This is a genomic window from Clostridium sp. LIBA-8553 (assembly GCF_057782465.1).
On sequence record NZ_CM173489.1, the window covers coordinates 930,278 to 950,295 of the forward strand.

General features: G+C 27.1%; 17 protein-coding genes and 1 other annotated feature. Of the genes, 16 read left to right on the top strand and 1 reads right to left on the bottom strand.

The features are described 5' to 3' along the window. Positions 1-283 precede the first annotated feature (283 nt). From AC2JAQ_RS03955 to trpS, 8 genes are all read left to right on the top strand, one after another. Positions 284-1,054: a DUF2087 domain-containing protein gene (locus AC2JAQ_RS03955; protein WP_488458009.1), complete on the top strand. Its 771-nt coding sequence runs from the start codon at positions 284-286 to the stop codon at positions 1,052-1,054. 298 nt (positions 1,055-1,352) lie between these two features. Beyond that, a complete protein-coding gene (locus AC2JAQ_RS03960; RefSeq protein WP_488458010.1) occupies positions 1,353-1,811 on the top strand; it encodes a DUF1905 domain-containing protein in 459 nt (152 codons plus the stop codon). A gap of 174 nt (positions 1,812-1,985) precedes the next feature. After that, the gene (locus tag AC2JAQ_RS03965) at positions 1,986-2,267 is read left to right on the top strand and encodes a CD3324 family protein (protein ID WP_488458011.1); all 282 of its coding nucleotides are present in this window, start codon (positions 1,986-1,988) and stop codon (positions 2,265-2,267) included. Positions 2,268-2,394: 127 nt separating this feature from the next. Then, complete coding sequence (locus AC2JAQ_RS03970) at positions 2,395-3,366, top strand: phosphotransferase enzyme family protein (protein ID WP_488458012.1); 972 nt, start codon at positions 2,395-2,397, stop codon at positions 3,364-3,366. A gap of 339 nt (positions 3,367-3,705) precedes the next feature. Then, positions 3,706-4,806 carry a PQQ-dependent sugar dehydrogenase gene (locus AC2JAQ_RS03975; RefSeq protein ID WP_488458013.1) on the top strand — a complete coding sequence of 367 codons (1,101 nt, stop codon included), beginning with the start codon at positions 3,706-3,708 and terminating at the stop codon, positions 4,804-4,806. Between the two features lie 425 nt (positions 4,807-5,231). Next, positions 5,232-5,972: a hypothetical protein gene (locus AC2JAQ_RS03980; RefSeq protein ID WP_488458014.1), complete on the top strand. Its 741-nt coding sequence runs from the start codon at positions 5,232-5,234 to the stop codon at positions 5,970-5,972. Positions 5,973-6,060: 88 nt separating this feature from the next. Continuing rightward, positions 6,061-7,311, top strand: coding sequence for a flagellin lysine-N-methylase (gene fliB / locus AC2JAQ_RS03985; protein ID WP_488458772.1), 1,251 nt, complete (start codon positions 6,061-6,063; stop codon positions 7,309-7,311). Between the two features lie 385 nt (positions 7,312-7,696). Then, positions 7,697-7,942 (top strand) — a binding site (T-box leader). 203 nt (positions 7,943-8,145) lie between these two features. After that, positions 8,146-9,171 (top strand): tryptophan--tRNA ligase, encoded by a 1,026-nt coding sequence (gene trpS / locus AC2JAQ_RS03990; RefSeq protein ID WP_488458015.1) that lies wholly within the window; start codon positions 8,146-8,148, stop codon positions 9,169-9,171. Between the two features lie 133 nt (positions 9,172-9,304). Here trpS and AC2JAQ_RS03995 read toward each other — a convergent pair whose 3' ends face one another. Continuing rightward, on the bottom strand, positions 9,305-9,832 hold the full coding sequence (locus AC2JAQ_RS03995) for a hypothetical protein (protein WP_488458016.1): 528 nt from the start codon (positions 9,830-9,832) through the stop codon (positions 9,305-9,307). A 499-nt stretch (positions 9,833-10,331) separates the two neighbouring features. Between AC2JAQ_RS03995 and AC2JAQ_RS04000 the strand changes: the two genes are divergently transcribed. From AC2JAQ_RS04000 to AC2JAQ_RS04035, 8 genes are all read left to right on the top strand, one after another. Continuing rightward, positions 10,332-10,958, top strand: coding sequence for an HAD family hydrolase (locus tag AC2JAQ_RS04000; protein WP_488458017.1), 627 nt, complete (start codon positions 10,332-10,334; stop codon positions 10,956-10,958). 176 nt (positions 10,959-11,134) lie between these two features. Continuing rightward, positions 11,135-11,602, top strand: a complete 468-nt coding sequence (locus AC2JAQ_RS04005; protein WP_488458018.1) for a hypothetical protein — start codon at positions 11,135-11,137, stop codon at positions 11,600-11,602. Positions 11,603-11,918: 316 nt separating this feature from the next. After that, entirely contained in the window at positions 11,919-12,632 is a 714-nt protein-coding gene (locus AC2JAQ_RS04010; protein ID WP_488458019.1) for a M48 family metallopeptidase, read from the top strand. Then, on the top strand, positions 12,633-13,457 hold the full coding sequence (gene hisJ, locus AC2JAQ_RS04015) for a histidinol-phosphatase HisJ (protein WP_488458020.1): 825 nt from the start codon (positions 12,633-12,635) through the stop codon (positions 13,455-13,457). A 255-nt stretch (positions 13,458-13,712) separates the two neighbouring features. Beyond that, on the top strand, positions 13,713-13,904 hold the full coding sequence (locus AC2JAQ_RS04020) for a hypothetical protein (protein WP_488458021.1): 192 nt from the start codon (positions 13,713-13,715) through the stop codon (positions 13,902-13,904). Between the two features lie 353 nt (positions 13,905-14,257). After that, a complete protein-coding gene (locus AC2JAQ_RS04025) occupies positions 14,258-16,402 on the top strand; it encodes an alpha-amylase family glycosyl hydrolase (protein WP_488458022.1) in 2,145 nt (714 codons plus the stop codon). A 505-nt stretch (positions 16,403-16,907) separates the two neighbouring features. Beyond that, positions 16,908-17,897: a LacI family DNA-binding transcriptional regulator gene (locus tag AC2JAQ_RS04030; RefSeq protein ID WP_488458023.1), complete on the top strand. Its 990-nt coding sequence runs from the start codon at positions 16,908-16,910 to the stop codon at positions 17,895-17,897. A gap of 250 nt (positions 17,898-18,147) precedes the next feature. Continuing rightward, entirely contained in the window at positions 18,148-19,986 is a 1,839-nt protein-coding gene (locus AC2JAQ_RS04035) for a glycoside hydrolase family 13 protein (RefSeq protein WP_488458024.1), read from the top strand. Positions 19,987-20,018 lie beyond the last annotated feature (32 nt).

Here is a 20,018-nt window from a genome sequence, read left to right on the forward strand (position 1 = left end):
CTCCTTAGTAACAAGTTTTTTGAATTTGTATTTACAAATTTTTCATAATAATTTCATATAGTTTTAAAATAAATTATACATAGTTTATTTTTTTTATCAAGTTTCAAATTTTACTTGTTTAGTGAAATAAAGTGAGCGAAATAGAAAAAATAGAATGTAGTTTTAAAATAATGAAAACAAGTTACGTTAAAGTTTGTTTATATATAGACAAATAAAGAAAATAGACATATAATAATTAAAAAATTTTAATTATACAAATTAGAAAAATAAGGAGTTGAGAATTGTGAATGAAGTTAATAAAGAATTATTTTGGGATGCGACTATTGAAGAAGTAAAAAAAGGATATATTGAACAAGAGGATAGTTTTAAATGTATAATTTGTGAGGAAGAGTTTACAAAGGGGAGAATATATGAGATTGGCTCTTTGCTTTATGATGCAAAAAAAGCTACTGAGCTTCATATAGAAGATAAGCATGGATCTACTTTAGAATATTTATTAAGTATGAATACTTCTTTTACAGGAATATCTGAAATACAAAGAGAACTTTTGGTGTTAATGGCATCTGGATTAAGTGATAAAGAAATAGCACAAAAATTTGGAGTGGTACAATCTACCATAAGAAATCATCGTTACAAATTAAGGGAAAAGGAAAAACAAGCACGTTTATTTTTAGCTATGATGGAATTATTATCATCAAATACAAAGAAGAAAGTAAATATACTTGAGAAAGAAACTTTATTTGATGCACATAAGACAGCAACTACTTTAGATGATAGATATAATATCACTGATAAAGAAATAAAAGAAACAATTAAAAATTATATGGATGAGAGTGGGGCGTTAAAGACGTTCCCTTCTAAGGAAAAGAAAAAAATAATAATACTATCTCAAATAGTAAAGCATTTTTCTAAGGGAAAGAAGTATTCTGAGAAAGAAATCAATAGGATTTTAGGAAGAATATATGGTGACTATGCAACTATAAGAAGAGCTTTAATAGAATATGGTTTTGTTGAACGTTCTAATGATTGTAGTAGTTATTGGATAAAGGAATAGGTATTTATAGTTAGCGATGTTTTATGTGAGTGTTGATTTTTAGCTAGCTTTTCAGATGATTAAGAGGGTCTTAAGGTTCTATCTAAAAATCAACACTACTCTAAAGCAGTGTCTTCTATAGTTAAATTGTGGTATAAATGAATAATAAGATTTTAAAAATAATAGAAATAGAGATTTAATTAAATAAGTTAGAAAAATATTTTATTTTTAATATGTGAAAATGGTATAAAACATACCTAAGGTTTATAATAAGCTAAAGACAGTTGGTTAAGTACAATAGAGGAGTATGGTTTAAAATATGGTTTATAAATTTGAGGCTGTAATTCAAAAACATCCTGGTAAAGATGCTACATTTATAGAAATTCCTTTTGATGTTGAAGAGACTTTTGGAAGTAAGAGAGTTAAGGTTAAAGCAAAATTTGATGAGGTTGAGTACAGAGGTTCTATTGTAAAAATGGGATTACCTTGTTATATGATAGGTATAACTAAAGCTATAAGAAAGGAAATTGGTAAGGAAGCTGGAGACTGTATAATCGTTGAGATAGAAAAGGATGAGGAAGAAAGAATAGTTGAATTACCAGAGGATTTTAAATTAGTTTTAGATAAAAATAAAGTTGCTAAAGATTTTTATGAAAGCCTATCTTATTCAGCTAAAAGAAAGTATGTACAGTGGATAACTGGTGCAAAGAAAAGTGAAACTAGAGAGAAAAGAATTAATGAGGCAGTTATAAAATTAGAAAACAATATAAAAATATAAATTTGATTTTTAATGTTAAAATAAGTAAAATCATAGTTAGATGGTATATAAAGGGGGAATTTTTTATGATGGAACCTGCTAATAATGCATAGCAAGGCTATTGCATTTTAAGTAATAAAAGACAAATAGCCTTTGCTAAACCTAAATTAATTTTTTATATTTAGGAGGAGCATTATGTGCTATATCACGGCTAAAGAGGTATTACCTAAGGAAGTAATTGAACTAATTCAAAAATACGTAGATGGCGAGTATATTTATATCCCTAGGAAAGAATGTAATAGACAGGAATGGGGAGCTAAAACATCTACTCGTGAAGAGGTTAAGCTAAGAAATGAAAGTATTTATGCTGAATATATGGACGGATTAAGTAGGCAAGAACTTGCAGAGAAATACTTCTTAGCTAAAAAGAGTATAGATAGAATAATATTGAAAGAGAAATCTAAAAAATCTAAATGAGCCAAGCTATGAGTTAGCCTTGGCTCATTTTTATTTCATAAAAATTTTATAGGTTTAATATGAGAACTTTACATAGTAGTATAGTTATTAATAAGAGAAAAGCAATTTTAAAAAGGGGAAGAGTATTTTGGAGAGAGATTTAATAAAAAATAAGGAAGAATTACAATCGTTATTAGATATATGGGGAATAGATAAAAATTTAGTTATTAAAGCAGAGGATATATTTTACGAAACAGATAGAGAAACTCATATATGGGCTATAGGCGAGGATTATATATTAAAAATGACTAATGATGAAAGAGAAATGAAGAATAATGTTAATATTTCTAAACTCCTTTTAAAAAGTGGAATTCCAGGGCAGAAGATAGTGGAAACAGTAGATGGAGATTTTTATACTGAACTAAATAATAAATATTATGTATTATTTACTAAAATAAAAGGAGAAGTAATTAAGGATTATTTTGAAGATGATTATGTAAAAAGGGGGTTTTATCTAGGGGAATGTGCAGCAAGGCTTCATAAAGGATTAAAAACCTTAACTGAAGATGTTATGGAAAAAGAAAAAATATGGGATAATAATATGATTAAAGAGTTAAATGGATGGGTTAAGGAGCAGATAGATAAATATTTACCTCAGAGTAACTTAAGCAAAGAAGAAATATATTGTTTTAATAATATTAAGAGGGATTTAAATGAAAACTTTGAGGAATTATATTTAAAGCTGCCAAGGCAAATAATTCATAGAGATTTTCATGGAGAAAATATGATTTTTGAAAATGATGAGCTAGTAGGGTATATAGACTTTGATTTAACTCAAGTTAATGCAAGAATATTTGATGTATGTTATTTGTGTACAGGTTCCTTAGCTTCAGTTTTTCATAATGAGGATAAAAGAAATAAATGGATAGATTTTTCAAAAGCTGTTATTGAAGGATATGAAAGTGATATAGATATTACTATTGAAGAGAAGAAATGTATAAAATATATGCTTTTAGCAATAGAGTTAATAATGATAGGATTCTTTGCAAAAGATGGATATAAAGATATAGTAGATACAAATATCCAAATGATTAATTGGATAAATTCAGTTTGGGATTAATAAAACGCTATTTATAGAATAGATTTTAATTAAGTCTATTCTATTTTGTATGAGGTTTTCGACTGAAAAGAGATATATTTAAAGTAAAATTTTAAATATAAAATATTGAGTTTCTAAAGAAAATTTTATAAAAGAATTTAGATTTGAAATAAGGATTCAAATCTAAATTCTTAAGGGCTAGTAACATTAAAGAAGAGGATTTAATAAAATATGGTAAATATCAAGATTATATATAAATTATAAATAATTCTTTAACATATATAATTGTTTTAAAATATATTATCTTTTTCTCAAAGTATATATTTCTTAAGTATTAATTAAAGCTTGGAGGATAGTAATATGAAAAAGTTATTTTACCGTATTCTAATAAGAATAAAAGTATGTTCAATTAAAGCAGTAAATTCAATAAAAAGAAGCTCTAAACTAAGACAATTTAATTATGAGGTTGAAGTTATAGCTGAAAAGTTATCTGTACCTTGGGCTATAGATGTAAGTCAAGAAGGCAAACTTTATTTTACTGAGCGTCCAGGAAGAATTAGAGTTATTGAAAATGGTAAGCTTAATCTAGAACCTTTAATTACCTTAGGTTCACCTTTCATAAGTGAAGGAGAGGGAGGATTAATGGGAATTGTATTGGATCCAAATTTTGCACAGAACCATTATATATATGTTATGCATACATATATGGAATCAAATCAGATCTATAATCGCGTTATAAGGTTAGTTGAAAATAACAATAAAGCATCTATTGATAAAATTATTTTAGGTAAAATTCCTGGAGGACAAATTCATAATGGTGGAAGAATAAAAATAGGTCCTGATAAAAAGTTATATATAACAACTGGAGATGCAGGAAATTCTAATTTAGCACAGGATTCCAGTAGCTTAGCTGGTAAAATACTTAGAATAAATTTAGATGGAAGTATTCCTAATGATAATCCTATTTCTGGTTCACCAGTTTATAGCTTGGGGCATAGAAATCCGCAGGGACTTGCCTGGAATTCAAAAAACATGTTGTATGAATCAGAACATGGACAATCAGCACATGATGAGATAAATATAATAGAGCCTGGAGCAAATTATGGATGGCCTCTTGTTCAAGGAGATGAAGATTTAACTAATTTTAATCTTAAGAAGCCTATAGTACACAGTGGGGAAGAAACTTGGGCACCTTCAGGAATTGCATTCATAAATAAAGGGGCTAGGAAAGATAATTTATTGGTTGCTACCCTTAGAGGACAGAAATTACTTGTTATGTCTTTTGATAAAAGTGGAACTAAAGTAACTAATATAGAAACATTATTTGAAAATAAGTATGGACGTTTACGTGAGGTTGTAGTTGCACAGGATGGATCAATTTATATTTCAACTAGCAATAGAGATGGAAGAGGAAATCCTGCTATAAACGATGATAGGATTCTTAGAGTAGTTTTAAAATAACATTTATCATTAGAGATATAAATAATTTCTTACTTGAAAATATGTAACTATAAATGTAATTTAAAGATTTGGCAATGTTTTAAACTAGTGTTGATTTTTGACTAAGTCTGAAGGGATAGCTAAAAATCAACTTTACCTAAAAAAGAGTCAAAGATTAAAAAGTTAGTATACAATTGTTATAAAGTTACGATGTATTTGGAAATATATAATTTAAGGTTAAGACTATAAAATAAAGTATAGAAATTTATAAGGACTATACTTTATTTTTTTAGATTTTTAGTAGTTAAATATTATAATAAAGAGAGAAATTTTGGTATATTTAGTTTAGAGAACAAATTTATAATATGAATTTTCTAAATAAAAAATATAAAAAGATTATTAAACTTAGATTATGATATAAATATATTTATTTTGGAGATGTTAATATGAAAAAAACTTTATATGATTATGAAGAAGCAATTAAAAAATTGCCTTTAAAAGATAAATATACAAAAGAAGAACTTTTAATAGATGATTTTCTTGTTGATAAGGAAAGAAATATTGAGATTTATTATGCACCACATAATGAGTATATAAATCCTAAAGCTAAGGTTTTTATAGTTGGTATAACTCCAGGGTTCAATCAAATGAGTACAGCTATGGCAACTGCAAGAAAAGAGTTAGAAGTAAGTGATGATATTAAAGAAATTCAATATAAATGCAAGATTGCAGGACGTTTTAGTGGAAGTTTAAGAAAAAATATAATTAGTATGTTAAATGAGATAGAACTTAATAAGGTTTTAGAAATAGAGGATTGTGGAGAGCTTTTTGGAGTAAGGGACTATTTGTTACATACAGTGTCCTTAATTCCTTACTCTGTATTTGTTAAAAAGGCAAACTACACAGGACATACTCCCAAATTAATAAAGAGTGATTTCTTAATGAAGTATGTTTATGATAATTTTCTTTCTGAAATTAAAAGTTTAGATGATTTTGAAAATATATTACTAATACCTTTAGGAAAAGCTGTAGAAGAAGTTTTATGTAAGCTTAAAGAAGAAGGTTTTATAAGTGAAAGACAAATTCTTAAGGGGTTTCCACATCCATCAGGTGCAAATGTTAATAGAATACCTCAATTAAATGAAAACAAAGACAGAATGATTAAAGAAATCAGAGAGTTTTTCTAGAGAAAGATAATTAATTTTTAAGATATATAGAATCCTATGGTAAAATAATTAGGTGAATTAAAGTATTTTATTGAGAAGGAAGTATATGATGAAGAGTGTTAAAATGAGATATCCAATATATCTTAAAGAGTTTAAATGTATTGGGGGAGAATGTGAAGATAGCTGTTGTATAGGATGGGATGTTGATATTGATAAGTTTACTTTTGAGCAATATAAAGGAATTCAAGATGATGAAATGAAAAATATGCTTGAAAGTAATCTTATTAAAAATAAGAACCATCAATGTGATGAAATTGATTTTGCAAAAGTTAAGTTAGGAGAAACTAAGAGATGTCCTTTCTTAAATTGTGAGAATTATTGTGTTATCCATGCCAATCTTGGTGAAGAATATCTTTCAAATGTTTGTACATCTTTTCCTAGGGTAACTAATAAAATTGATGGAATTTATGAAATGTCACTTGCTGTAGCTTGTCCTGAGGCAGCTAGAATTCTTTTACTTAAAAAAGAAGGTATTGATTTTTCAGAAGGTGATGAAACTTTAGGAAAACATATAATATCAAGTGAGGTTAATACTGAACTTGGTGAAGGAGAGTGGCTTCCTGTAGAGTTTATTAAAGAAATTAGAGAAGTAAGTATAAAGATAATAAAAAATAGAAAGTTTTCATTAGATAAGAGACTTTACATATTGGGCGAATTTATAAATAGTTTAGAAGATGAATATGAATATAATTATGATAATGTATTAAATTTCATAAAGGAATATGACATAAATAATGTCCAAGACCCATATAAAGAAAATCCTATGAATTATATTATTCAAGTTGATTTCTTTAAGAAGCTACTTACTATGCTGCGTGTAGAAAAAGATGTTGATAGCGAAAGATTTAAGGAATATTCAAGAGAAGTTAGGGAAGGACTTAATCTTAATGAGGAAAACTATTTAGCTAAAAATGCTCAAATGTATATAAAAGCTTTTGAAGATTATGAGAAAGAGTTTTTAGATGAAAATAGCTATATATTTGAAAATTATATTGTTAATTTTATTTATAGCAATCTATTCCCATTTTGTGAGATAGAATCTATATTTGATAGTTATATAATGCTACTTATAAGATATACCTTTATGAGATTTTATTTAGTTGGAATGTATTTATATAATGCAAATAGAGAAGGAAATGATGATAATAAAGCACTTTCAAAAGAGGAAGTGGTTAGATTTATACAATGTTTCTCAAAGGTTGTGGAACATCATAAGACTTACTTAGTTGACTTATTAAATTACATAAAAGAACATGATTTTAATAACTTAGAGTTTGTAAAAACATTATTGCCAAAATAGCATTTCATATTTGATTTAGGTTCTGTTTTAAACTGGTGTTGATTTTTTTATATAGAGTATAAGGATTGTATTATCTACGTAATAATAGCAATACTTAGTGGAATTAAGCTAGCTCTGAATAAATAGTTAAGAAGCCACATTTACCTGAGGTAGAGCTTTAATTTAAAATATCTATTATTTTGTGGAGGTAAAAATGGCAACAAAACCTAAAATAAAAATTCAATATAATGAAGAATTAAAAAAATAGGTCTTTAATCTAAATTTTACTTATAATTTTTTAGAAAATGGTAGCTTTTTATAATATATTTTATAATAATTTCTATGTTTTTATATAAAATATATAATGAACTGTTTTTACACATAAATAAAAAAGTGATATATTATAATAAATCCTTTGATAAGGAGTAGTAATTAAATTTAGCTTCAATAAAGAGAGTTAGGGGTGGTGGAATCCTAGCAAGAAGAGATTTAATGAATGGACCTTTGAGGAACAAAGAGAAATCTTATTTTGAGAGTATCGGAGTGGTGTGCCGCACCTTACAGCGGATAGAGTATAATAGTACTTGAAGTTGAGAGGCATATTTTTATATGCAAGTTAGGTGGCAACGCGGAAGTTATCTCCGTCCTATTTATTTAGGACGGAGTTTTTTTATTTTAATAGAGGCTATATTTTAAGTAAATGTTGATTTTTAGATAAGACTTTATATCTAGTTACTTATTAAGGTGGCTTTATGGATTTATCTAAAAATTAATACGAATTTTAGAACAGAGAATAAGTAGAATTAAATATATTTAAATTATAGAAGCAATTTAAAAGATTAGGAGGAGAAATTTATGAAAAAAGAAATAATTTTAACAGGAGATAGACCAACAGGAAAATTACACATAGGACATTATGTTGGTTCTTTGATTAATAGAGTACAATTACAAAATAGTGGAGAATATGAAAGTTATATAATGATTGCAGACCAACAAGCGTTAACAGATAATGCTAGAAATCCAGAAAAAATAAGAAAAAGCTTAACTGAGGTTGCTTTAGATTATTTAGCCGTTGGAATAGATCCAAGTAAATCCACTATATTCGTTCAATCTCAAATTCCAGAGTTAAATGAATTAACTATGCATTATTTAAATTTAGTAACAGTTGCAAGGTTAGAAAGAAATCCAACAGTTAAGAATGAAATAAAAGAGAAAAACTTTAACATGAGCATACCATCAGGGTTTTTAATTTATCCTGTAAGTCAAGCTGCTGATATAACAGCATTTAAAGCTACTGTAGTTCCTGCTGGTGAAGATCAATTACCTATGATTGAGCAGACAAGAGAAATAGTGAGAAGTTTTAATTCAATATATGAAAAAGAGGTATTAGTTGAACCAAGAGTTATCTTACCAAAGGCAGGTTTAGGAAGACTACCTGGTATAGATGGAAATGCTAAGATGAGTAAATCTTTAAATAACGCAATATATTTATCTGATGAGCCAGAAGTTATAAAGAAAAAAGTTATGTCAATGTACACAGATCCTAATCATATTAGAGTTGAGGATCCAGGAAAAGTTGAAAACAACACTGTGTTTACTTATTTAGATGCTTTTGCACAAGACAAAACAAAGGTGGAAGAAATGAAGGAGCACTATAGAAGAGGTGGTTTAGGTGATGTTAAAGTAAAAAAATACTTAAATGAAGTACTACAAGCAGAATTAGAGCCTATAAGAGAAAGAAGAAAAGAATATGAGAAAAATATTGATTATGTATATGAAATCTTAAAAAGTGGTAGTGAAAATGCAAGAGAAAAAGCAAGTAATACTCTTTATGAAGTTAGAGAAGCTATAGGAATAAATTACTTCAATAATTTATTATAGAAATTAGTACATTAATAGACCTCTTTAGGTCTATTTTTTTATAGTTTATCATTACTTCTATTTGGAGCAATAGAGATAAAGAGAGGAATAAGACGTGTACTTAAAAGAGTTAAGTATTAGATTTAATGAAATTCTAACACGCAAATATATTTATATCTTGTCTATCTTTTATAAAACTTTTTAAAAGGAAGTATGTTTCTTCTGAAACTTTTGCTTTTATGGATACATTATGAGCAAAGGTCACTTCTTCTATTAAATCATTACTTTCCTCAATTAAACCTTTTATTGCTTCATATGAACTATAAGAAGCTTCTATAAATATAGAAAGTTTTTCTTTTTCCTCTTCTATAATTGTTTCATCTCTATAGTTTGCTCTACAAGTACTATCATCTTTTGTTTCTAAAACATATACTCTAAGTTTATTACTTCTAGGAAACTCAATTTTTTCTATGCTTCTTAAAAGCTTTTTTAATTCTTCTCTTGAAAGATCTAGAAATTCTCTTTTTTCATATCCATCTTCATAAACATTAAAGGTGTTTTCAAGTTTTTCAATAACAACCTTTCTATTCTTCTTATAGGATCTTATATCTAAACAATTATAAGGTTTTAATTCGTTTAATTTTCTTAAGGAGTCAAAAGTGAAATTATCGATTGTAAACATAAATTTTCACCTGCTTTCAGAATCATTTTCTTAAAGTATAGCATTTTTTTGTTTACGCTAGAATAATTTAGCTTATTGGATTTATTTATACATATTATAAAATTTTATAATATGTGTATAAGTAAAACTAAAAATAGTAAAATCAAAGTTATAATTAAATTTAAAGAATAATAACTTTATTTTTATTTGGAGAAACTATGCTTTCACAAGCATGAGTTCTTAAATAAACAGTTGAATTAAATTTAATATTATATGCATAGTAAAAATAAAGAATAACAGAGAACCATAAAGCAAAATACTAATATATCCATAGTAAGAGTCCTTTCATTAAAATTTAAATAGTTTAAATTAATATTTAGGAGTAGAAATTTTTAGATATTTTGATAGAATTAAATAAATGCTTTATTATAAAATAATATTTATATGGTTAAACGTAAAAAGTATATTATTTTATTATATGAAAGAGATTTTTAATTTAGAACTATAGGGGGAATAGAATGTGAGTAAGTATAAATATATAATCTTTGATATAGATTGTACACTTTTAAATACTGAAGGAATGAATGTTAGAAGCTTAATGAGAATTGTAAAAGAAGAGTTAGGAATAGAAAAGTCATATGAGGAACTCGTTACATACATGGCTTTCCCAGGAAAAATTACTTTAAAAAAGCTTGGGATAGAGAATATTAATGAAGTTTATCCAAGATGGGTTTCCTATGTAAATGAGGACAAGACAGGAGCTGTTCCTTATGAAGGAATGAAAGAGGTTTTAGATAAGTTGCAGGAGAAAGGATATATTTTAGCTGTAGCTAGTTCAAAAACAAAGTATCAATATGGTATAGATATGGTTAATAATAATTTTCATACATATATGAAGGTTAATGTTTTAGTGGAAGATGTTGAAAATTCGAAACCACATCCAGAACCATTAGAAAAGGCAATAAGCCTTTTAGGTGCTGAGCATGATAAATGTCTTTATATTGGAGATACAGAATCAGATTATCTTTGTGCAAAGGCTGCAGGTATTGATTTTGCACTAGCCCTTTGGGGTTGTAGAAACAAGGATGGAATACACGCAGATTATGAACTTGAGAAGCCTAGGATGTTATTGGATATTTTAATTTAAATTTGATCATAAATTTAAGCTCTTATTAAAGATTTTTCGTATTAAAGTCTATATTTAAATATATGAATGGTATTTTATAAAAAGTTAAAGAGAAGAGAGAAATTAGTACATTCTGTTTACAAAAAAACTTTAAATTGATAAGATTTATATAGTATTTAAAAGTTTTGGAGGAGAGAATGAAGAGTTACGAAAGAAAACTAAAGATTGAGATTATTACTATATTTGTAATGATTGATTATATGCTTATGATTAGAAGAGCAAGTAGTGTTTTAGAGGAATCAATATTAGCAGGAATTGCTCTTGCATGGATACTTTTTGCTTTAGGTTATCACATATGGGATTTAAAGAAAAGAGAGTTAACTTTTAGATTCTGGATTAAAACTTTTACTGAGAGAATAAAAGGTTTAAAGTATTTTAGTAAGTTTTATTCAAAGATATTTAAATATGGAATGAGTATAATGATTATTTTAGGAATAGTATTAGTTGCTTTAAATGTAATTAATACCGAGGTTTTAAATATATCATTTGTGAAATACATTATTAATATAGGAATGGCTTTAACTATTTCATTAGGTATGTTAGAGGTTATAGCTTTCTCTATGGCTGGAATAGTAAGAATGAATGAAAATAATGAAGAAATATAGTAGAAATGTCTCACATTTTGTGAGACATTTTTATTTTTTAGAATATTATTTTGGAATTTTGAGAGTGAATTAGTATAATTAAATAGTAAATAAATTACATGAATAAGATTATGATTTATGAATAATTCTTTATAAAAACTGTTATTTAAAAGAATTAAGACTTGATATATATAGAAATGAAAAAAATACTTAATTTTAACTGGTAAAAATATAGTAGGAAAGGCATTAACTTAAAAAAGAATTTAATAAGTAATCTTACTTAAATACTAGATTAGAGGCTGACAAGTATTATAGCTTTAAAGAATAGAGGGAAATTATGAAATTAGGATTTGAATTTCAAGATAAGTATGTAGAGTTTGAATTAATACTTAGCAAAAGAAAAACTATGAGTATAGAGATTTTAGCTAAAGGAGAGGTAAAAGTTAGAGCTCCTATGGGTATTCCAAAGGAGAGTATACTTGAGTATGTTAAGACAAAAGGTAAATGGATAGTTGAAAAACAAGAAAATGCTAAGATTATTAGTTCTAAAAAGGTTAAAAGAGAGTTTGCAGATGGAGAACCATTTATGTATTTAGGAGAAGAATATCTATTAAAAATAAGATATAATCAATTTTTAAAAGGAGTTTCTGTTAGTCTAATAGGGAAAAAGCTAGTTGTTGATATTGCCAAATATGATAGAGAAAAAATAAAAAAAGCAATTGAATTATGGTATAGAGAAGTAGGAATAAAAATAATTAAGGAAAGAGTAGATTATTATTCTAAGTTTTATTCACTAAAACCTAGAAGTATAAAGGTTAAAGAGCAAAAAAGAAGATGGGGAAGTTGTACATATTATAATGACTTACTTTTTAATTGGAGATGTATAATGGCTCCTATAGAAGTGCTTGATTATATAGTTGTTCATGAGATGACTCATATGATTCATAAAAATCATTCAAAAAACTATTGGGAAGCTGTGGTTAAAGTAATGCCAGATTATAGAGAAAAAAATAATTGGCTAAAAGCTAATGGAATAAGGATGGATATATAAATGAAATTAGATTATATAAAAAAATTAGTTGAATTTAAGAGAAAAGATGGACATATTCATACACAATATTGTCCTCATGGAAGTAAAGATAATATGGAGGATTATGTTGAGGAGGCAATAAAGTGTGGTTTAGATGAGATAAGTTTTACAGAGCACTTGCCACTTCCAAAAAACTTTGAAGATCCTTCACCCTTAAAGGATAGTGCTATGGAAATAGAAAAAATAAAGGAGTACTTAAAAGAAGGACAACTATTACAAAAGAAATATAAAGATAAGATAAAAATTAATATAGGTGTAGAAGTAGATTATATAGAAGGATATGAAAAGGAAATTAAAGAGCTTTTAAATAAGTATGGTGCTTTTTTTAGTGATGGAATTTTATCAGTACATATGATTAAAGGAAATAAAGGTTATTATTGCATTGATTTTAGTACAGAAGAATTTCAAAAAATTATAGGGGATTTAGGTTCCTTAGATGAAGTATATAATAAATACTATGACACCGTAATTATGGCATTAGAAAGTGATTTAGGATCCTATGAGCCTAAGAGAATAGGCCACTTAAATTTAGTAAGAAAGTTTAATAAAGAATTTCCTTATAACTATGAAAAGCATCTTCCAAAGATAGAGAAGATATTAAATATCATAAAAGAAAAAGAGTATGAGCTTGATTTTAATATTGCAGGCTTAAGAAAAGAAGAATGTAGAGAACTTTATGTTGAAGGTAAGGTATTAGATATGGCCACTGAGAAAGAGATACCTATGATTTTAGGAAGTGATTCTCATTCAGCTAAATATATAAAGGCATTAAAAGAGTTTTTATAAATTGATACAAGTAATTTTATAAAAGTTTAGCAAAACTAGTAGTTTTACTACTAATATTACTGGAAAGTATTATTTTCAGTAATTTTTTTTGTTTAAAAATAATGAAAATATATAAGTTTACTTTTAAAGCTAATTGTTTTTATATAGTATAGAGTTTTGTAAGTTAATGGAAAGTTAACATAAGATTACTTGGGAAAATCAAAAAAATGAGTTATTCTTAATATATGGAAATATTTGTAATAAGGGGTTGGGATTATGGTAGAAAATAGAAGAAGTAAGTTGAAAAAGCGAAAAGCTAAAAGTACAAGAATTTTTGTTTATGGACTTTGGATTTTAATTTTCGCTCTAGATATGCTTTTTAAAGTTAATAGTCCTCTTATGAGTTTTTTAATAAATAGCACTTTATTAGGTATCCTTATATATTTAGAAATCTATTCAAAAGAGTAACTTAGTTTTTTATATGGTATAAATTAAGTATTTAGAAGTAGGGGCAATATAGAAATAACAAGGAATTTATATAGGATAATTCTAAATAAAATCTATAAATATATTAGAAGATAGGCGTTATATTAAATGTTACACAGGATCTTTAATAATGTTTGTAAATTTTTTTGATATGCAAATTATCTTATTAGTATAAGGATTATTTATAGCTTTTAGTTTAATTACATTATAAAGTCGGAAACGGTTTAGGTAAAACTCTTATGTTAAAGGATTACATGATAAGTTATAATAAATTTATAATATAGAAAATTGCAATTTTTTAATATTAAATCTATATATCCAAAAGGAAGAGATTTATGAGTAAAAAAATTAAAATGATTTGTATAGCTCTTGGAATTACTATAGCACAAGGAGTTGTTACTTTACCTGTTATTCCTAATATGGAAACAGTGTATGCAGCGGAGAAATATTCAGCTGATGCCTCTGTTGATAACAAGGTTAACTTTGATACTGATGTTATATATCAAATTGTAACAGATAGATTTTATGATGGTGATGCATCAAATAATCCTAAGAATGGTATGTATGATGCAAACAAAGAAAACTTAAAAAAATACTTTGGTGGAGATTGGAAGGGAATAGCTGATAAAATAAAGAGTGGTTATTTAAATAATATGGGAATAACAGCATTGTGGATTTCTCAACCAGTTGAAAATATTTATAGTGTATTTCCAGATGGAAGTACTTCTTATCATGGATATTGGGCAAGAGATTTCAAAAAGCCAAATCCTGCTTTTGGTAATATGGAGGATTTTAAAAACTTAGTTAAAACTGCTCATGATAACAATATAAAGGTTGTAATAGATTTTGCACCTAATCATACATCTCCTACAAGTAAAGGAGCAGAAGATGGAGCACTTTACGATAATGGAAAGCTTATAGCAACTCATTCTAATGATCCTAATGGAATATTTAATCATAATGGGGGAACTGATTTCTCAACAATAGAAAATGGAATATATAAGAACTTGTTTGATTTAGCAGATTTAAATCATGAAAATGCTACTGTGGATACATATCTTAAACAAGCTATAGATATATGGCTTGATACTGGAATTGATGGTATAAGAATGGATGCAGTTAAACATATGCCAGAAGGTTGGCAAAAGAACTTCATGGATAGTGTTTATGATCATAAGCAAGTATTTACTTTTGGTGAATGGTTCTTAGGAAAAGGAGAAAATGATCCCAAAAATGTAGAGTTTGCAAATAATAGTGGAATGAATTTATTAGATTTTAGATATGCTCAAAAGGTTAGAGAAGTATTTAGAGATGGTTCAGATAATATGTATGGATTAAATCAAGTTATTACAGATACAGCTAATCAATATGATCATGTAAATGATCAAGTTACATTTATTGATAACCATGATATGGATAGATTCCAAACTGAAAATGGAGATAAGAGAAATGTTGATGAGGCTTTAGTTTGTACACTAACTTCAAGAGGGGTACCAGCTATATACTATGGAACAGAACAATATATGACTGGTAATGGAGATCCATATAACAGAGCAATGATGACTGGATTCGATGAAAATACAACAGCTTATAAAATAATACAAAAGCTATCGGCTTTAAGAAAAACAAATCCAGCTATAGCTTATGGAACTACTGAGCAAAGATGGATTAACAATGATGTCTACATTTATGAAAGAAAATTTGGTGATAATGTAGCTTTAGTTGCTATAAATAATAGTGAATCAAATAGTGTAGATATAACAGGGGCTATGACAGCACTACCACAAGGAACTTATGAAAGTCTTTTAAACGGAGTAACTACAGAAAATAACATTGAAGTAGACGGTAATGGAAATATTAAGAATTTCAATTTGAAACCAGGAGCAACAGCCGTATGGAGCTATGTAGCTAAAGAAAATAATCCTATAATAGGACATGTAGGAAATTCTACTGTAGAAACAGGTAAAACAGTAACCATTGATGGTAGAGGATTTGGTGATTCTAAAGGAACTGTTAACATTGGAGATAAGGAAGGAGAAGTTATTTCTTGGAACGATAGAGAGGTAAAAGTTAAGGTTCCTAATGTGACTCCAGGTAAGGTAAATGTTAGTTTAACAACTTCTAATGGAATAAAATCAAATGAATATAAGAATATAAATGTTTTAACAGATAAACAAGTATGTGTTAGATTTGTAGTTAAAAATGCTAAAACATTAATGGGAGAAAATATATATTTAAGTGGTGATGTAGCTGAACTTGGAAATTGGAATCCAGATAAAGCTATTGGGGCAATGTATAATCAAATAGAATATAAATATCCTAACTGGTATTTCGATGTAAGTGTTCCAGCAGGAAAAGAAATAAATTTTAAGTTTATTAAGAAAAAAGGAAATCAAGTTATATGGGAAAGTGGAAACAATCATGTTTATAAAACACCAACTGATTCCACAGGAATTATAACAGTAGATTGGCAAAATTAGAAGTAGGAAAAATAAATTTTAATGTAAGGTGAATTTTTACTATTTATTTCTGTTATAAATTAGTTTAGATTTTAGAATAACTATTTAGGAAAATAAAAACTGTATGCTTAATTTAAAAATAAGCATACAGTTTTTGTTATTAATAATATCAATATAGTGTGATTTTGTTTGAAATATAGTTTGGGAAAAACTCGGAAACGATTCCGTTGATTAAAATCGTGAAAAAATATTGAACGTTTTCATAAATGGGAATATAATTACATACAAGAGAATAAATTGTTAAAAAATGAAATTATTTTAAAACTATGTTAATTATATATTCACAAATACTTTGTAACTATTAAAAATAATAAATAATTAAATAGTTGCTTTACTTGAATTGTTTTAGTTGAATTTATCTAAGTAAATAACAACATTAATTTGGAGTTTAAAACAAGTTTTTAAATTTAGATTTTACTTAATAAATTATAATTATGTCTATTGTTACAAAAGGGGAGAAGTTAAATTGACTACAATTAAAGATATATCAAAAAGATGTCACGTATCTATATCTACAGTATCTAGAGCTTTAAATGGATATGATGATATAAATTCTTACACTAAGGAGTTGGTATTGAAAGTAGCCAAAGAATTAGATTACGTACCTAATAAACATGCAAGAGCTCTAGTTAAGAGAAATAGCAATAATTTAGTTATAATAACAAATAGTTTAAATGAGCAAGATTCAGTATTTGATATATTAAGAGGGTTATATAAATATGGTGAGGAAGAAAATTACTCCATATCAATATTTACATCTTCAGTATCAAAAAAGCATGGAAAGTCCTATTATAAGTTTTGTAGAGAAAATGATATTGCAGGAGCAATGTTATATGGTTTAGATAAAAATGATGAACATGTTATAGAATTGATTGGCAAAAATTTTCCCATAGTAACTGTTAATTCTGATATATCTGGAGAAAGTGTTGCTAGCATAAGTATAGACAATTTTAAAGCTGCTTATGAAGCTGTTACAAGTCTAATAAATAGTGGTTGTAAAAAAATAGCTACAATCCAAGGAAAAAGAGATTTGTATGTTACTAAAGAAAGAATAAAAGGATATATTGAAGCTTTAGCTAAAAGCAATCTTGAGATAACAGATGAATTAATTTATTGTGGAGATTTTTCAAAGGAATTTGGTGAAGAAGCAATAGAAGAATTAATTTCTAACAATGAGATTGATGGGGTATTTTGTGCTTCAGATAATATAGCTATTGGAGCTTATAAAGGATTAAAAAGACTTAAGATAAACATTCCAGAGAGTGTTTCAGTAGTTAGCTTTGGAGATAAGGAAATAGCAAAATATTTAACTCCTACATTAAGTTCAGTTAAAGAAGATATGTATAGGCTTGGATATGAAGGAGGACAACTTTTAGTAAATCTCATAAAGGGAAAAAAAGTTGTATCAGGAATTAATTTAGATTATGAATTTATAAGAAGAAATTCAATAAAGTAGTTAAATTTATAGTGTGAATAAGTTTTTTTAAGAGAAAATTGGAAACGTTTCTAAAAAGTTATTGAATGCGATTATTCATTACTTTAGAATAAAATCAGACTTGATTCATTTAGGTTATTCGAAATATGAATTTTAGTGAATTTATCTTAAGGTATATTGATTTTTAAAATTAAATTTGTTGAAGCTAAATTTCATAATTGATGGCTATAAGACAAAAAATATAAAAATATTTATGGAGGAGTAGGAGTTTATGAGTAATAAAATTACAAGAGAGGCAATACATCATATAGCACAGAGTAATTATTCTTATGGGTATAATGATGATACCTTAAATTTAAGGATTAAAACTAAAAAGGGTGAAGTTAAAAAGGTGGATATAAGAATTGGAGATCCATATATATGGGATGTAGGTGGATGTGATGGAGGAAACATGAATGCCACTGGAGGAGGAAGATGGATAGGCGGAAAAAGCTATCCTATGAGAAAGGAATGTGAAACTAAGTATTTTGATCACTGGATAATTGATTATAAGCCAATAACAAAGCGTTCAAGATATGGGTTTATATTATATGGAGAAGAAGAAACTCTTTTATTTACAGAAAAAAGAATAGATGAATTAAATGGAGAAAATGATGAAAGAAAGCTAAGTGCTATAGAAAACTTTTATTGTTTCCCATATTTAAATAGTATAGATGTTGCTAAAACACCTCAATGGGTAAAAGATACAGTTTGGTATCAAATATTCCCAGATAGATTTTGTAATGGAGATAAATCTATAGACCCTGAAAATGTTGAACCGTGGGGAACAGAGCCTACTAGATACAACTTTATGGGAGGAGACTTACAAGGTGTTTTAGATAAATTAGACTATTTATGTGATCTTGGGGTTAATGGATTATATTTTTGTCCAATCTTTGAAGCAACAGAAAACCATAGATATGAAACTATTGATTACTTTAAAGTAGACCCAGCTCTAGGAGGAAATGAAGTATTTAAAAAGCTTGTAAGTGAGGCTCATGAAAGAGGAATGAAAATAATGCTAGATGCAGTATTTAATCATATTGGTTATTTTTCACCTCAATGGCAAGATGTATTAAAGAACAATGAAAAGTCAAGATATAAAGATTGGTTTTGTATAAAGAAGTTTCCTGTTCTAGAAGGAGGTCTAGAAAATGTTGATGGAAATAATCTAAACTATGAAACCTTTGGAAGAATAGCTACAATGCCTAAATTAAATACTGAAAATCCAGAGGTTGTAGATTATTTATTAAAGGTTGCTGAGTTCTGGGTTAAGGAGATGAACATTGATGGCTGGAGACTAGATGTATGTAATGAAGTTGATCATGTATTTTGGAGAAAATTTAGAGAGGTAGTAAAAGGAACTAATAAAGAGGTTTATATATTAGGAGAAGTTTGGCATGATGGACTTCCATGGCTTATGGGAGATCAATTTGATGCAGTTATGAACTATCCTGTAACAGATGCAGCTAAAGAATATTTCTGTTTAGACCAGTCTAATACAGAAGATTTTAAATATATGATAGAAGCTAATAAGGTTAGTTATTTAAGACAAATAGGAGAAACAATATTTAACCTATTAGATAGTCATGACACACCAAGGATATTAACTGTTGCTGGAGGAAATAAGAATAAGATGAAATTAGCATATCTATTTATGTTTACTCAAGCAGGGTCTCCATGTATATATTATGGAGATGAAGTTGGTATGGAAGGTGACCAAGGAATGGGAATGGAATTCCATAGAAGATGTATGATTTGGGATGAAAATAAGCAAGACAAGGATATGCTTCAATTCATGAAAAAAATTATAAGAATTAGAAAAGAAAATAAAGAATTTAATTTACTAGATAATAACTGGATAAGAGCGACTAGTGAGGATAATATACTTATCTACTCAAAAGGTGACATAGTTGTTATAATGAATAATTCGGGTAAAGAGGAAAAAGTATTTTTACCTAAAGAACTTAAAAATAAAAAGGTTAGTGAGTTATTTAATAATAATATAGAGTTTTTAGAGGAAGAAATTAAATTAAAGCCCTTCGCATTTAAGATTTATAAGGAATTTTAAATGATAAAATAAAATCCCTCAGTTAGAGCAAG

Bases quoted from the DNA above. Each gene is read 5' to 3' on its own strand.
- AC2JAQ_RS03960 (WP_488458010.1), top strand. From the start codon at position 1,353: ATGGTTTATAAATTTGAGGCTGTAATTCAAAAACATCCTGGTAAAGAT.
- AC2JAQ_RS03965 (WP_488458011.1), top strand. From the start codon at position 1,986: ATGTGCTATATCACGGCTAAAGAGGTATTACCTAAGGAAGTAATTGAA.
- AC2JAQ_RS03975 (WP_488458013.1), top strand. From the start codon at position 3,706: ATGAAAAAGTTATTTTACCGTATTCTAATAAGAATAAAAGTATGTTCA.
- AC2JAQ_RS03980 (WP_488458014.1), top strand. From the start codon at position 5,232: ATGAAAAAAACTTTATATGATTATGAAGAAGCAATTAAAAAATTGCCT.
- fliB (WP_488458772.1), top strand. From the start codon at position 6,061: ATGAAGAGTGTTAAAATGAGATATCCAATATATCTTAAAGAGTTTAAA.
- trpS (WP_488458015.1), top strand. From the start codon at position 8,146: ATGAAAAAAGAAATAATTTTAACAGGAGATAGACCAACAGGAAAATTA.
- AC2JAQ_RS03995 (WP_488458016.1), bottom strand. From the start codon at position 9,832: ATGTTTACAATCGATAATTTCACTTTTGACTCCTTAAGAAAATTAAAC.
- AC2JAQ_RS04005 (WP_488458018.1), top strand. From the start codon at position 11,135: ATGAAGAGTTACGAAAGAAAACTAAAGATTGAGATTATTACTATATTT.
- AC2JAQ_RS04010 (WP_488458019.1), top strand. From the start codon at position 11,919: ATGAAATTAGGATTTGAATTTCAAGATAAGTATGTAGAGTTTGAATTA.
- hisJ (WP_488458020.1), top strand. From the start codon at position 12,633: ATGAAATTAGATTATATAAAAAAATTAGTTGAATTTAAGAGAAAAGAT.
- AC2JAQ_RS04020 (WP_488458021.1), top strand. From the start codon at position 13,713: ATGGTAGAAAATAGAAGAAGTAAGTTGAAAAAGCGAAAAGCTAAAAGT.
- AC2JAQ_RS04025 (WP_488458022.1), top strand. From the start codon at position 14,258: ATGAGTAAAAAAATTAAAATGATTTGTATAGCTCTTGGAATTACTATA.
- AC2JAQ_RS04035 (WP_488458024.1), top strand. From the start codon at position 18,148: ATGAGTAATAAAATTACAAGAGAGGCAATACATCATATAGCACAGAGT.